At 43.7% G+C, this 14,163-nt stretch carries 12 protein-coding genes and 2 pseudogenes; 2 read left to right on the forward strand and 12 right to left on the reverse strand.

Annotated features, from left to right (window positions below; translation table 11 throughout):
- Positions 1-57: 57 nt before the first annotated feature.
- Entirely contained in the window at positions 58-681 is a 624-nt protein-coding gene (locus tag ACM1ND_RS19590) for a DUF4183 domain-containing protein (protein ID WP_023989795.1), read from the reverse strand.
- Positions 682-1,135: 454 nt separating this feature from the next.
- Here ACM1ND_RS19590 and ACM1ND_RS19595 point away from each other — a divergent pair, with 454 nt between their 5' ends.
- Positions 1,136-1,549 carry a DUF4183 domain-containing protein gene (locus ACM1ND_RS19595; protein ID WP_023989796.1) on the forward strand — a complete coding sequence of 138 codons (414 nt, stop codon included), beginning with the start codon at positions 1,136-1,138 and terminating at the stop codon, positions 1,547-1,549.
- Between the two features lie 151 nt (positions 1,550-1,700).
- Here the strand turns inward: ACM1ND_RS19595 and ACM1ND_RS19600 are convergent, their stop codons facing one another.
- From ACM1ND_RS19600 to ACM1ND_RS19630, 7 genes and pseudogenes are all read right to left on the reverse strand, one after another.
- The gene (locus ACM1ND_RS19600) at positions 1,701-2,438 is read right to left on the reverse strand and encodes a cyclase family protein (RefSeq protein WP_023989797.1); all 738 of its coding nucleotides are present in this window, start codon (positions 2,436-2,438) and stop codon (positions 1,701-1,703) included.
- 555 nt (positions 2,439-2,993) lie between these two features.
- On the reverse strand, positions 2,994-4,094 hold the full coding sequence (locus tag ACM1ND_RS19605) for a GerAB/ArcD/ProY family transporter (RefSeq protein ID WP_028542198.1): 1,101 nt from the start codon (positions 4,092-4,094) through the stop codon (positions 2,994-2,996).
- 28 nt (positions 4,095-4,122) lie between these two features.
- Complete coding sequence (locus ACM1ND_RS19610) at positions 4,123-4,365, reverse strand: hypothetical protein (RefSeq protein WP_023989800.1); 243 nt, start codon at positions 4,363-4,365, stop codon at positions 4,123-4,125.
- Between the two features lie 14 nt (positions 4,366-4,379).
- Positions 4,380-5,537 (reverse strand): Ger(x)C family spore germination protein, encoded by a 1,158-nt coding sequence (locus ACM1ND_RS19615; protein WP_023989801.1) that lies wholly within the window; start codon positions 5,535-5,537, stop codon positions 4,380-4,382.
- Entirely contained in the window at positions 5,534-7,012 is a 1,479-nt protein-coding gene (locus ACM1ND_RS19620; protein WP_418028041.1) for a spore germination protein, read from the reverse strand. Before ACM1ND_RS19620 ends, ACM1ND_RS19615 begins: the two co-directional genes overlap by 4 nt.
- Positions 7,013-7,118: 106 nt before the next feature.
- Positions 7,119-7,248: pseudogene (locus ACM1ND_RS19625) on the reverse strand (Cof-type HAD-IIB family hydrolase); the annotation flags it as partial.
- A gap of 641 nt (positions 7,249-7,889) precedes the next feature.
- Positions 7,890-8,209: pseudogene (locus ACM1ND_RS19630) on the reverse strand (HAD-IA family hydrolase); the annotation flags it as partial.
- Between the two features lie 350 nt (positions 8,210-8,559).
- Here ACM1ND_RS19630 and ACM1ND_RS19635 point away from each other — a divergent pair.
- Positions 8,560-9,843 carry a pectate lyase family protein gene (locus ACM1ND_RS19635; RefSeq protein ID WP_076264784.1) on the forward strand — a complete coding sequence of 428 codons (1,284 nt, stop codon included), beginning with the start codon at positions 8,560-8,562 and terminating at the stop codon, positions 9,841-9,843.
- Positions 9,844-9,990: 147 nt separating this feature from the next.
- Here ACM1ND_RS19635 and ACM1ND_RS19640 read toward each other — a convergent pair whose 3' ends face one another.
- The 4 genes from ACM1ND_RS19640 to ACM1ND_RS19655 form a co-directional block, all read right to left on the reverse strand.
- Positions 9,991-11,058: an ABC transporter ATP-binding protein gene (locus ACM1ND_RS19640; RefSeq protein ID WP_013311421.1), complete on the reverse strand. Its 1,068-nt coding sequence runs from the start codon at positions 11,056-11,058 to the stop codon at positions 9,991-9,993.
- A 214-nt stretch (positions 11,059-11,272) separates the two neighbouring features.
- The gene (locus ACM1ND_RS19645; RefSeq protein ID WP_053325918.1) at positions 11,273-12,652 is read right to left on the reverse strand and encodes a sensor histidine kinase; all 1,380 of its coding nucleotides are present in this window, start codon (positions 12,650-12,652) and stop codon (positions 11,273-11,275) included.
- Between the two features lie 2 nt (positions 12,653-12,654).
- Entirely contained in the window at positions 12,655-13,365 is a 711-nt protein-coding gene (locus tag ACM1ND_RS19650; protein ID WP_023989808.1) for a response regulator transcription factor, read from the reverse strand.
- Positions 13,366-13,533: 168 nt separating this feature from the next.
- Entirely contained in the window at positions 13,534-14,040 is a 507-nt protein-coding gene (locus ACM1ND_RS19655; RefSeq protein ID WP_418026505.1) for a hypothetical protein, read from the reverse strand.
- Positions 14,041-14,163 lie beyond the last annotated feature (123 nt).

Here is a 14,163-nt window from a genome sequence, read left to right on the forward strand (position 1 = left end):
CTCGTTGCCCCAAGAAACAGCTGTATCTGCCTCTGGGTTGCCTCACCGCAAACAGTATCATCCACTGGATCGCACACTAAATTGGACAATTTCCACAATAATAGGTGTGCCGGAGAGAATTGCCTCTCCTTCGTTAAGGCGAATCGTCAGCGATGAAGGTGTTAGGCTATACAATGTGCTTTCTTGTATCATTCCATTAATGTATAGATTGGCATAACTGTTGCTTCCGACATTAAAACGCTTAAAGGCCTCCTGTACACCATCTACAGAAAATTGATCCGCCATTATCGTGATTGAAGATTCAATTGTAGCAGGTGCAAGATAAAAATACCGCTCAGCTATGGGTATAATTTCAATATTTGAAATGTCAGGTGCCGGGCCGGTTGGCCCTGTTATACCTCGGGCTCCAGTAGGACCAGCTATGCCCTGCGCTCCAGTAGGGCCGGGTACTCCTGTTGCACCTGGACTTCCTTGGACTCCAGCCGGACCTGGCACTCCTGGCGCTCCCTGTGTTCCTGCTGGACCCTGTATTCCTGGTATTCCTTGGACTCCCGGTGTTCCCGCAGTTCCCGATATACCTTGGGCTCCTGCTAAACCTGGAATACCTTGTACCCCTGTCAAACCGGGAATGCCTTGTGCTCCTGCCGAACCCGGTGCAGCTCGCTTTCCCGTCTGGCTCATGCTCTTCCTCCGCTTGCTAGGAGTATTTCTGCACCTCCGTTGCATGATTAGCTTTGGATGCTTTTTGGCATGGAACCCCGTTTTTGTTCTACCTTTGAATGAATAACTTGTTTTACACTTTTTACGTTTGTTGATCTTGTAATGTACGGTCCTCTTTCCTAGCCTCCTTAGTGATGAATCGCGTCTCCTCATACCAGCCGTATACACCTCCTTCTCACATGCTTATTTATGTAGTGTATGCACATCCCCCTTTAGGGTTTTAGGCATTTGTAACCTTCAGATTCCAAGTATTCGCTTCCATCTATATTTGTAGCAAAATAGGGCCTTCTCCATTTACCCTATTATTAATAGAAAGGTTAATATGCCGTTTCCGAATAGGTTGAACAATCATTTATTGATTAAGAGCCAGCGAATGCAAATGGCTCATTACCAGTAAAGAAAGGAGATGAGAACTATGCCAATCATAAAACCTGTGTTTACAGCAGTAGCTACTGCTCCCGTATCAACGGGTGGCGCCATAGCCACGACCGTAGCCCCAGCCACGACTCGCTTTTTTGCAACGATTACAGCTGGAATGATCGGAACAACAGAAACAACCGTTCCTGCTGCAAGCTTTGTAGATGACGCCGATGCTCCAGTTGTTGCTTTGCCGACATTAGCAGCTACTGATTCTTCTAATTTTTATATTAACGGAGTTATTCAGCAGAGCTCCTTATTCACCCTCACCACAGCAAGTCTGGTCATTGCCTCCGTAGATATTACACCAGGTGTCCCAGTTGTTATAGAAATAACAGATTTTAGCGGCACAACTTCCATTATCGCGACTCAGCCTACCATCTCTGCGCCTACCGTCACTATTATCACTTAACACTTTTCATATTTTTGATTCAAGTTGGACTGAACGGTCATTCACGCTGTACATTACCCCGTATAAGCTAGAAAAGACCGATTCAGATGTCGATATCTGAATCGGTCTTTTAGATTATATAATCGTTTTCAAATGACTGGATACTGTATGATTAAGGCAAAATAGCAAAGGAGCGCACCGGAAATCCAGGGGAATCTTGAATGCTCGGAACGATATTATATATGACCGCGCCCGTCGGGGGCAGCTTGTCCAAATTCGTCAGCACCTCAACTTGATACCGATCCTGCTCCAATATGTAATATTCCCCTACCAGCTTGCCAGCTTTGCGATAAGCTACAGAGGAATCGGTATCTAGCGTTTCATGCCCAATGGCAGCCACATTCCGTTCTTCTACCAAAAAGCGCAGCGCCTCCAGCGACCAGCCCGGGCAGTGTGCATCTCCGGCGTCGTCCTTGTTCGAGAAGGCATCTGAATCAGGCCAACGTTTGCTCCAATCACTGCGAAAAGCGACAAAGGACTGATCAGCAATGCGTCCATGCTCTTTCTCAAAGTCCAAAATATCCGCAACCGTAAGTTCATAGTCAGAATTGGCTGCAACGGCTGCTGAACGGTCAATGACAACTAGCGGCAAAACCAGCTCCTTCAACGAAAGCTCATGCAAGTAACGTTTGCCCTTCACAAAATGAACGGGTGCATCAATATGAGTCCCATACTGACCGGGAAAGCAGTATTGTTTTACAAAAAAGCCATCATCGTGGGTAAACAGGGTATCCACCTGAACATTATCGAATACTGGAAAATGAGGGATTTCAGGATAAAAAGCGTGGGACAAATCCACCCACTCTTTTTGCTTCAACAACTTCAAGATATCTGCTAAATGCTCTGCCATGATGCCCATTCCTCCTCAGCTTTATTACAAGCCATTTTACCTGAGGATTCTGCAAAAATCTATAAATCGATCTGCTCTTCTAATATATAGAAAGAAATCTATTTTGTGCGACGGTATGGACGAAGAAGCTGCCATCCCAGTCTACGATGAAATGAGCAATTTATTAACATTTGATATTCATGAATGGCCTGTATCAGGCAAGAACTCCTCCAGCGACTTTTTAAGCCTCCCTAGAGATCGGTTAAGCGCGAGCCAGCTTCCCGTCTATTCAAATGCTGATCAGCTCTATCTTGTACAACAGCAAAAAAAAGACGTTTCCAGTTTATACTGGAAACGTCCTCTCGTGCCGATCTGAGCATCAACAAAATTGTACCTCTCTCTAATACTGACAGCCTCATACTTTCCATTCCTAGCACGTATATTTTCGCAAAAACGAACGAATACTGTTAATTTTCAATGTGCTATTTTATTCAACTCCTGTGCTTTTTGCGGGCTGTCTGCACCTTTACCGTTCATTAATTTGAAACTATCCCAAAAGGGGAACCTCTACTTAAATCAAGCTCTTTTGCTTCGGTTTCTCATTCGTGTAACGACTACGATCAAGAGTAAGGGAAGAACATATGCCAGATTATCGAATAAGGTCCAAGCCATGTATCCGTCCTCGTTGAAGGACGCCTGATCATGGTACATGGTAACTGAAAGAAGCAAGCAGATATATGCTATCGGAAACGTTAAAATACGGTAATTTTTTACTCTAAAAAATCGCGAAAATAAATTCGTCAATATAAATACCATGATCGAGGTTTTCATGTACGAACCGGCAATTAATGAAAATCCGATTACAGGCTCAATTCTTTCGATAATCTCCTGTATATAGATTAATCTGGCCAGCTGATACATGGAATAATTCATCTCGCCTGCTAAAGGTCCTAGAGCCAGAATGGTGCAAATAATAGATGCAATTAATGTGACTCCGTTCATTATAATAGCAAAGTACATATATTTTCCGAGCATTCGCTCTTCGCCTTTACGTGCAAACGGAAGAAGTGAAGAGTACAATACGACTTCTGCGAATGGAAACCCATAGGTGATATAGGCTCCATGAAGAATCGGTTTCATTCCGTCCGGCATGATCGGCAGTAAAAATTCTGGATGGTAGTTGGCAGAAGCCAAGACCAAAACCAATAAAATAAACCCATACATCATAATCAATAAAATGAAAAACATTCGGGCCATAACTTCAATTCCAGCCCGGGCTGTCAGTGCAGCCGTCACAAAAAACAAGGTATGGACAACAGTTACAGGCGTTTTTGTCATTATAGTACTATTGAAAAAACCGCCAACTTCAATAATTATGGCGGCGTTCTGCCAGAACAGGGCACAAGTAAAAGGAATGATCATTAAGAGGGTCAACCATTTTCCCAGCGCTTTACGGCTGTATTCGACGAAGAGCAATCCGGGATATTGGCTGTGCAAATAAAGGACGCAGGCCAATAGACACATCCCCATTACCCAAGCTATTAATAAGGAAATCCATGCTCCGTTTTTAGCAGCGCCGATTACTGAAGCAGGGATCAGAACGATGGCCGATCCCGTCATTCCGGCAAGAAACAACACCGCTGTCTGGAGCGCACTGATACTCTCTTGATTTTTCATGAGATTCCTCCGCTGATATGAAGTGAGTTCAGGTCGGGAGCCTGAACCATGCGACGATGCGTTTGGCCGGAGCGAGAAGAAAGAAATCAATAAGCTCGTCAAGATTTGGCCACGGGAGATTCGTAATATAGAGTAAGCCAAGATAGGCTATAGGCAGCATAAGCGATAGATACAGGATACGTGCTCTGCGATTTGTCCGTTTCCACTTTGGAATATCAGTGATCAGCATTGCAGCATTACAAATCATAAAAAACAAAAATTTAGCAAACATGGCTATCTCCTTTTCTAAAATGGTACTCCTATCCCCATTCCCGTACTCACAATATTAACTTCAACGGCTACATTAAACTCAGCCTTGGCAAACCGTTCGTTCCAGGTTGGCTTCCAGCGTTTCCATAATGCCGAATTTTTTTGAAAAATCTGATTGCCGATTCCTATTGCATCTAATCGTTCCTTCTGAAGAAGGGAAATCGTTTCCCTCAATTTCTCCTTAATCTCGGCTTCGAGTCTGCCTTTAAATTTATTTTGCTCCTCTCTGGTCATCACGGAAGAGCTATGCAGCTCGCCGATTGCCCCTATGATTTTGATATGTACACGAGCAACGACATCCTCTCCTTCGATAAAAGGTACTATCTTCGTTTTTAAGGAGATAACCTGGAGGCTTTCTTTGGTTTTCTTTTTTTCAGACTCTGCATCCTTATCCGCAATATCGATAACTCCGCTTTTGAATTTTCCAAGCAGCATCAATAATGGTTGGGTATTTGTCGGGCTGATAACACTTTTTACCAGCTTTCCTTCTTTAAGCAGCGCAACTCCGGCAATGGAAATCTCATCGAGGGGCTTGTCTTTGAACACATTAGGAAGCGTTGTGACTCCGGTTTCGTTTTTTAGTTGAATCGCCAGATCAAGTAACGGAACTCTGGAAGTTTTGGCAGAAAACCGTGCTGTCGTTTCTTCAATTTTCCGTAATTGCTGACCTATGGTGTTCTCAATATACGGCTTGGTTTCTAAATAGTCGCTTGCTTTCCCCCGAGCAATCAGGACAAGTATGGTTTTTCTAGTTTCAGGATCTCTCATGAAAAAATCAAGAACGTCTTCTAAACCTCGTTGTCGGGACATTTCTTCCCCGATGATAAGAATGCGCATGTGATCCAATTTTGCCCTTCTACCAAGGTGGATGGGAATGTCTTTTATCGCTTCATTCATGTTATCTCCTTTTGTTAGGATATTAAATGCTTTTGAGGACTGCTTGGGGGCTCCTCCCATCTCCTGCGAACCCGAGGGATTGTAAAAATGGGTAGTGAGATATATTTCTTCACTTTGGTCCAGGTCAACCGCTATCGCTTGTGCATACCCGAATTCCACCAGCTCCGCCTTGTCCCAGCAGCCCGCGAGCAGGATGACAGCCAATATACAGAAACCAATGGATATTCGCGTTCTCATGTTTTCCCCCCTTTTCTTTTATGCAAATGGCGGTTTCGCGGTTGGTGAAGCAGTATTTTTCGCGGGGCAACAATGAATACATCGCGCAATTGATTGATTCTAAGCGGCCCCAGTGGTGCAAAATAGGGTTGACCCAAAGAGCGCAAGCAAACTAAATGCAAAAATATGAGGAGAAGTCCGAACATAATTCCAAGTCCTCCCAAAGTGCTAGCAAGGATCATTAAAGGGAATCGCAGCATGCGGATCGATATGGCCATACTGTATTGAGGCAGTGTAAACGATGCGATACCGGTCAGAGCGACGACTATGACCATTACCGGCGAAGCAATCTTGGCTTGAATCGCAGCTTGACCGATGACAAGCGCTCCGACAATGCTTACAGCAGAGCCTATCGGACGGGGCAACCTGATTCCAGCTTCCCTAAGAAGCTCGAAAAAAACCTCCATAATCAGTGCTTCCACGAAAGCGGGAAACGGAATCCCTTCTCTCGTATCCAGAATGGCTAGAAGCAGAACGGTCGGAATCATCTCAGAATGGAAGGTTGATAAGGCAATATATATGCTTGGAAGCAGGAGTGCCATCACGAATGCACCAAATCTTAGTATACGTATCAGCGAAGCGAAGATGGTTTGCTGATAGTAATCCTCACTGGAGGCGAGGAACTCAAAAAAAATTCCCGGACATATCAATATTGTTGGAGTTCCATTCACCATTACGATAATCTTTCCATCCAACAGGGCAGACACAACGGTATCTGGCCGTTCCGTGTAGCGCACCTGAGGAAAAGGAGAATAGACAGAGTCGCTGATCCATTCTTCCAAATAAGATGTTTCAAGAATCTCTTCCGTGTCGATGTCTGCAATTTTTTGTTTAAACTCTAATAGCGATTCAGGATTGACGGTCCCATCCAAATATCCGTAAGCAATTTTTCTCTGACTTATTTCTCCTACCGTGAAATACTCAAATTTAAGTTTGGCTGATTTGAGCAAGCCACGAATGATGCCTATATTCACATTCAGTTCTTCAATTGTACTTATATGAGGCCCTTGAACGACCGGTTCTGTGATCGGCTCACTAACTTGTCTAAAGGGAAGCCCACTAGCAGCATAGCTAATTGCTTCCTCCCAATGATCAAAGAATATAACTATGGCTCCACTTAATATCTGTTCATTAACTTGATCAATGTCTTTCAACAGCTTGGGAGAATGGCCAGTTATTCCATGTTTTTTGAAGAAACGCATCACAGCTTTGGGAGTGACCGCCTCCGCCGAGCCAGCTTCATAAGTGATTAGATCCTCCATAGCAGATTTCATGTATTTTAAATGTTCATTTTGAATCATTGTCTCAAAGTAAACAGAAAGAGCATTATGTTCAAAACTCGAACCATAACTCCAAGGTATGAGAACAAGATCGGTACAATCGGAAAAGCTGTCCTGAATTTGTTTTAAATTTTCGGCCAAGCATTTCGATATCATCACCGTTCCCACCTCTTAGCTATCCTTTATTTAAACTATTTTTAATGTGCTGATTAGTATCTCTTTAAGATGAATCTTTTATGCAAGGCTATATCTAGTTTCTCACGAACAAATCAGCCTCTCCATATGGCAAACCCCGCGATAAATGGGTGAGGGGAACACTCCATTTTTTCTCTGGCCACAGGGTCGTTCTCAACATCTCCATAGATCCGTCTCTCCAGATGAGGTCTTAAATTTTGGCACCATGCTATCATCACCGACAAGTGTACCGTCAATGTCGATAAACACAAATGACATGATTGTTGTTATGTACTACATTTACACCGTAATTAGTGTAACGCATTACAGGTCAAATCTTTTTTTGAGAAACTGATACGTTTTAAAAAAAAGCCGCCAATATGGCGACTTCCTATATGACTAAAACCTGCTTGGAGTGTAATTGCTGTTTTTTAAATACTCGATTACGAATTTGTCTAAAAATAAAAACAGATTTTCATTCATCACTTTGTAGTCACTATTTCTCAGTAGTTCTGGCTGCTGAATGAATCTGTGGCTACTACGTTCAGATAGTCCGGCTTCCGAATTCTCGATTAGAAGCTCTACCAATTCATGTTTAAACTCCATATGGCATTGAAAACCGTAGACAAGCTTCCCGTATTCTCTATAATCTGCCTCGGACAAGCTTCACTGTAGGCTATTATTTTGCAATTTTCAGTTAATCCAGGCTTATCATTTATGCCAGTGTCCAACAATACTAGTATTGTCAAAATGGGCAAATTTATCATTGCATTTGCCTTCATCTGTGAATATTATGAAAAAAATCCTGCTTCTAACTTTTTCAGTGTACGATTGTACGGTTATGTGTTATCCAATGTTTTTAACATTCCGCTTCGGGCGTTGTAAGATTCAACACATACTTTCTGAAAGTACAATATTCGCTAGCTCCATCAGGGTTTTTATTTCAAAGGTTGGTTGAATTGCAGATGTGTTTATTTTCCCGGTAGGGTTGAACCAACAGCTATCAATTCCGTTATTGTTCCCTCTCTGAATATCCTAAGTCAGTGAATCACCGATCATGAGAGCCTTCCTTTTATCCGAAATGACCCGCTTTGTAAATACATAATCAAAAATAGCAGCTTGTGGCTTTTGGTAACCTACTTCTTCCGAAATAATCACCTGTTCAAACACATCACGCAGTGTTTGATCTCCCAGTTATTATACAGAAGCTGGTCGTGCCATCAAGATACGATCAAGAATTGAAATCGTTAACATTCTGATAAAAATACAAAAACAATTCCATATATTCATATATACATTTCCTATTCCGTGTGATTGTTAACGTTTTCATTATTGCATATACGTCTTGATTGGAAAAAGAAGGGGTCTATTGAATTATATAAAAAATTCGACAAAAATTTTAGTATGTAACTTTTATTATATTAACAAATACTGGAACAGAAAGTATGATAGAAAATGTAGAAACCACAGGAGCACCCGGGACTCCCTTCGTTCATCTACTCCATTAATCCAATATACGGAGGTATTTTATGAAAAAGAGATTTTCACTCGGAATCGCAGCGGCTCTACTGTTCACTACTCTGGCTCCTATAGGTGCACCTGCTCATGCAGCCAGCGATATTGGCAAGGAGACGCTCGGCAGCAAAAACGGATGGGCAGCCTTTTCTACAGGCACAACAGGTGGAGCTACGGCGACTACCTCCAATATTTTCACCGTAACGAATCGCAAGCAACTTGTCGATGCTTTGGGCAAAAACAGCAATAGTACGCCTAAAATCATTTATGTCAAAGGCACGATCAACGCCAACGTCGATGACAATAACAAGTCATTGGGATTGAACGACTACAAGGACTCTAAATATGAGTTTGACGCCTACCTCAAAGCGTATGACCCGTCCACATGGGGTAAAAAGGCCCCGTCTGGCACATTGGAAAAGGCACGTGAGGCTTCACAAAAAAATCAGGCCAGTCGTGTCGTCATTGAAATTCCGTCCAATACTACGATTGTCGGTCTGGGAAGCGATGCGGTCATTAATGGCGCAAACTTCCAACTAAAAAAAGGGACAGACAACGTTATTATCCGTAATATCGAATTCCAGGATGCCTACGATTATTTTCCTCAATGGGACCCAACGGACGGCAGTACAGGCAATTGGAATTCGGAATATGACAGCATTACAGTTAACGGCGCCACACATGTATGGGTAGACCACAATACCTTCAATGATGGGTCTCACCCCGATAGCCAAAATGGCACCTTTTACGGCCAAGAATACCAGCATCATGATGGACTTCTCGATGTGATTAACCAAGGCGATCTGGTTACTGTTTCTTACAATCATTTTTACGATCATGATAAATCATCGATTATTGGCAACAGCGACAGTAAAACAGCAGATGAAGGGGCTTTACGTGTAACTCTGCATCACAACTATTATGAAAACACGGTACAACGCACACCACGCGTGCGGTATGGACAAGTCCATCTGTACAACAATTACTATACTGGTGATGTAAAACGCTCCGAATATCCTTCACTGTATATATGGGGCGCAGGTAAATCCTCCAAAATCTTCGCCGAAAACAATGTCATTGACGTTGCCGGTTTAACTGCAGCTAAAATCGTGACTGTCTTTGGAGGAACTGCCCTGTCAGATACGGGCACAATCCTGAATGGACAAGCTGTTAACGCAGGCTCCAGCGCGGGTCTTAGCTCCTCTGTAGGCTGGAAACCATCGCTGAACGATAAAATCTCCCCATCCGCCAGTGTGAAGGCAGAAGTCACTTCCCAAGCCGGTTCCGGTAAGCTGTAAGCACTGCCCGCTAACACAAATAACCACAGGCGCCTACAACCTGCGATTTTACACCAAAAAGGCTGTTTCCTCCGTAGAATGATTCCACACGGAGAGAACAGCCCTTTTTTTATTTTTCATTTGTTTAATTACACATTATAACACGCCTTAACTGCCGTATTGTTCTACCAAAACCGGCTTTTCAAATGCGTTATCCAGCTTGCGAAGTTTAGCCTTTACCGCTTCTGGTGGCTCAACCGCAGGCGCATCTGGATGCAGCAACCATGATTTCACAAAGTGCGTATCGGATAATTGAAAGAGTGGAGGCTCTTTCTCAAAGTCAATTTTCATAGCATAAGAACTGCGGGCTGCAAAAGCATCCCCTACAGGTGGGTGAAGCAGATCCGGAGGTGTTCCCGGAATAGCTGCCAGCTTCTGACCATGGCTGTCCAAACTTGGCATAGAAGCGAGAAGGCCCCATGTATATGGATGTTTCGGGTTATAGAAAATTTCATTAACCGTACCTGTTTCCACGATTTGTCCTGCGTACATAACGGCAACGCGATCAGCCATCTTCGCCACAACACCGAGGTCATGAGTAATAAAGATGATGGAAGTATCGATCTTTTTCTGAAGATCCTTCATTAGCTCCAAAATTTGAGCTTGAATCGTTACGTCCAACGCAGTCGTCGGCTCATCGGCAATCAGAAGTTTCGGATTAGCAGCCAATGCCATCGCAATGACGACACGTTGACGCATACCGCCACTAAATTCATGCGGATATTGGTTAAAACGCTGTTCAGGATGTGGAATACCTACCAGATTCAGCAACTCAATACCCCGCTTGCGAGCAGCATCCTTGGATATTTTTTCATGCTTGAAAAGCACTTCCGTGATCTGCTTGCCCACTTTCATCGTCGGGTTAAGCGAAGTCATTGGGTCCTGAGAAATCAGGCCAATTTCCTTACCACGAATTTTTTGCATCTGCTTCTCTGTTTTATTAATCAGCTCTTGTCCGTCAAACATAATTTGACCCTTTTGATAAATGCCCGGAGGGGTCGGAATCAACTTCATAACAGCTTGTGAGGTTACGCTTTTGCCTGAGCCGGATTCGCCCACAATCGCCAGCGTCTCTCCTTTATTGACATGAAAGTTTACGCCACGAATGGCCTGCACTAGTCCCTGACGGGTCTTGAAAGATATCGTTAAGTCCTTCACTTCCAAAAGGCGGTTCATCTCATCACTCTTTCATTTATTATTCATCACTATTATTGACCACTATCTAAAAAAACGACGTCCATGAGTCAAGGTATATACGATTAATTTTACTCAGTTTAGTACCTACCAGTCAAGCAATATCTAAAATATCATCAAAAACCTTTCACAACATGTTATATAAATGGAATGTTTGCCCGAAAAAACGATCATTTTTAACCATTTCTGTACTCATTTATAACATGCGCTGGATATAGCTGAAGCGTGCTCCACCCCATGGCGAACGTGTGCAGAGTAGTTCTCCGTTCAATCGGGTAGCAATTTGACGACAAATAGCCAATCCAAGACCTGTGGCACCATTCGAGCCCGCATAGAATCTTCCAAATACCTCGGCTGCCTCTTGTTCGGTCAGCCCTTCCCCATCATCATCCACATGCATAACCCATACAACCTCCGGTGTTGTCCCTGTCTCCAAATGAATGACAACCTCCGTAGAGGTGTGCCGAACTGCATTTTGCAACAAATTCAATATCATACGGAACAATTGCTCGGCTGGAACGGCCACATGCAGGCCCTCTCCCTCCACTCGAAGCGAGATAGAACGTTCAGCAGCCACCGGCATCAATAGATGAACAGCATCCTCCGCCATGCTTCTAAGATCAACCAGAGAGACAGGCCATTCTTCATTCAGCGCCTCCAACCTCGATAGCTGCAGCAGCTTTTCCACCATATCAATTAACCGCTGGGACTGCACTTTGATGATACTCAGCCCCTCGTCCTGGGATACCACTTGATCCTGAATGGCATATACATAGCCTTGAATCGACATTAACGGTGTCCTTAGCTCGTGAGATACATTTTGCAGGAATTCAATTTGACCGTGGTGATGGTGCTGAATACGGGCGGACATGGAATGAAAGGTACCGATCAGCTCGCCAATCTCACTTTTATCCGCCTGCGGAAAATCACTATCCTGCGGCTGATTCGGTTCGTAGTTGCCTACCGCCTCCTTCAATCGTTTGAGCGGACGCACCAGACGTGAGACAACCATCAGACCAATGACGAGAATCACCAAAAAACCCGCGATGATAGACAGTAATGTGGTTCTCATTAACGGTACATACAGTGCTCGCAAAGAAGATAAGGGGGAGTATACAAAAATACGAAAAGGTTGTCCGGGCAATTCTTCATTCGTAAACAGTACCTTTTTACCTTGAAGCACAGCCACCCCTTCATGTGTAGCGGTCAGATCCTGGGCAGACGGATGAACCGATGCAAAAAATCCTTGGCGGATCAAAAGCAAACGCTCTATCTTTTTGCCTTCCATTCCAGAGACGCTTGAGTCGATGATGCGGTTATCCGTGCTTAAAATAAAGTAATCAGCAGATAAAAGCACGCCCTTGATAACATAGTTAAATTCAGCATTATCCAGTCGATCAAAGCCTCCGTCGCTCATAATATGGACGGCTTTGCGTGCCTGCTCATGAAGCTTGGATTTGGCCTGATTCACCAGAATGTCGTCGATAAGCCTGATGAATAAGACCACCGTAATACAGACGGTAATAAGCATGGCGATGGTCAGGGAAAGCAGTATTTTAGCTCTCATCGTACGCATGGTTACAACTCCTGAACTGTTGCTTTATATCCGAAGCCCCATACGGTGTTAATGACGAGCGTAGAGTGATATTCAGCTAACTTTTTACGAATCCGCTTGACCAAATCATCCACGACTCTCACATCACCTATAAAATCATAGCTCCACACCTGCTGAATCAGATGTTCCCTGCCGAAAGGTCTTTCCAGATGATTCGCAAGAAACAGCAGCAGGTCGAATTCACGTGAGGTCAAATTTAGCTCTTGTCCGTCCACTGTCACTTTACGAAAGTCAGCAAAAATACACAGATTGCCCGCATGGCATATATCTGCGCTTTCTGCCGCTTGCCTATCGTCTGATGCAGACATTCCGGCCTTGCTCAGTCTCAGCATCGCTTTGACCCTTCCTACCAACTCCCTTGGATTAAAGGGTTTGGTCAAAAAATCGCTGCATCCCAGCTCCAGCCCGTGAATACGGTCGTTTTCTTCTCCACGGGCAGAGATCATAATGATCGGCATTTCCGTAAACTCGCGAAGCTGAGTCAGTAGAGAAAGCCCATCAATGCCAGGCATCATAATATCAAGAACGAGACAATCCGGACGGTTCGTACGGATATGCTCTACCAGTGTTTTACCACTGGAAAAGGAAGTGACCTCGTAGGATTCTTTTTTCAAATATTCAGATATTAATTGCAGAATGAACACATCGTCATCCACTACTACTATTTTTGTCATGACCTTAACCCCTTGCCGTTGTTCTGGATGCTTCCATCCTCTCTTTAAGCTTAACAGAAGCCCAGCAGAATAGACAAAAGACGGGTATACCGTTCCCGGTCCCGTCTTTCTTATCATGAATCGCTGCTGTATATGCCAGGCGAGCTGAATGCTAACTACATATCAGTCTTATTTCTTGGTTGTTACTGTTTTTGGAGCTGTTTTGACTGTTTTTGGAGCTGCTTTGGCTGGAACTGTTTTTTTAACTGGAGCTTTGTGGGTCACTTTTTTAGCTACGACATGATGTGCACGAGTTTTATGAGTTGTTGCTTTGTGTTTAACAACATTATGTTTTTTTGCATGATGTTTAACTGTACGGTGCTGCACTTTTACTGCTTTTGTTTTGTGGCTTGCCACTTTTTTCGCAACGGATTTTTTGGCAGGGGCTTTCTTCGCTTTGGTTGTTGTTTTATGAGCTGTTGTAGCTTTTTTAACGGGTGCTTTCACCACAGGTGTTTTCGTCACAGGTGATTTTGCCGGTGTTTTGGTAGCCGGAGTCGTAACCGCAGGAGCTTTGATTGCTGGTGCAGTGCTCGCTGGAGTCGTTGTTGCTGTAGCGGCGAATGCGCTGCTTGCTCCTCCCAATACACTTACTACGGTTAATACGGCTGCTGCATTTTTAGTCCATTTTTTCATGATTGAATCACCTCTCCTTTAAAGTATCTTTAGCTTATCAGGAGAATTCGGGATAATTGTGGAGCAAATGTGTGAAAAGTATATGAAAAAGCGTGCAGCCCTGTATTTAGAAAATACATGAGT

Origin of the sequence: Paenibacillus sp. JJ1722, from assembly GCF_048282685.1 — a bacterium.
Taxonomy (GTDB): domain Bacteria; phylum Bacillota; class Bacilli; order Paenibacillales; family Paenibacillaceae; genus Paenibacillus; species Paenibacillus polymyxa_B.

Coding starts and splice junctions, on each gene's coding strand:
- ACM1ND_RS19605 (WP_028542198.1), bottom strand. CDS start 4,094: ATGAAAAATCAAGAGAGTATCAGTGCGCTCCAGACAGCGGTGTTGTTT.
- ACM1ND_RS19645 (WP_053325918.1), bottom strand. CDS start 12,652: ATGCGTACGATGAGAGCTAAAATACTGCTTTCCCTGACCATCGCCATG.
- ACM1ND_RS19640 (WP_013311421.1), bottom strand. CDS start 11,058: ATGAACCGCCTTTTGGAAGTGAAGGACTTAACGATATCTTTCAAGACC.
- ACM1ND_RS19615 (WP_023989801.1), bottom strand. CDS start 5,537: ATGAGAACGCGAATATCCATTGGTTTCTGTATATTGGCTGTCATCCTG.
- ACM1ND_RS19600 (WP_023989797.1), bottom strand. CDS start 2,438: ATGGCAGAGCATTTAGCAGATATCTTGAAGTTGTTGAAGCAAAAAGAG.
- ACM1ND_RS19620 (WP_418028041.1), bottom strand. CDS start 7,012: ATGATATCGAAATGCTTGGCCGAAAATTTAAAACAAATTCAGGACAGC.
- ACM1ND_RS19590 (WP_023989795.1), bottom strand. CDS start 681: ATGAGCCAGACGGGAAAGCGAGCTGCACCGGGTTCGGCAGGAGCACAA.
- ACM1ND_RS19610 (WP_023989800.1), bottom strand. CDS start 4,365: ATGTTTGCTAAATTTTTGTTTTTTATGATTTGTAATGCTGCAATGCTG.
- ACM1ND_RS19650 (WP_023989808.1), bottom strand. CDS start 13,365: ATGACAAAAATAGTAGTAGTGGATGACGATGTGTTCATTCTGCAATTA.
- ACM1ND_RS19595 (WP_023989796.1), top strand. CDS start 1,136: ATGCCAATCATAAAACCTGTGTTTACAGCAGTAGCTACTGCTCCCGTA.
- ACM1ND_RS19635 (WP_076264784.1), top strand. CDS start 8,560: ATGAAAAAGAGATTTTCACTCGGAATCGCAGCGGCTCTACTGTTCACT.
- ACM1ND_RS19655 (WP_418026505.1), bottom strand. CDS start 14,040: ATGAAAAAATGGACTAAAAATGCAGCAGCCGTATTAACCGTAGTAAGT.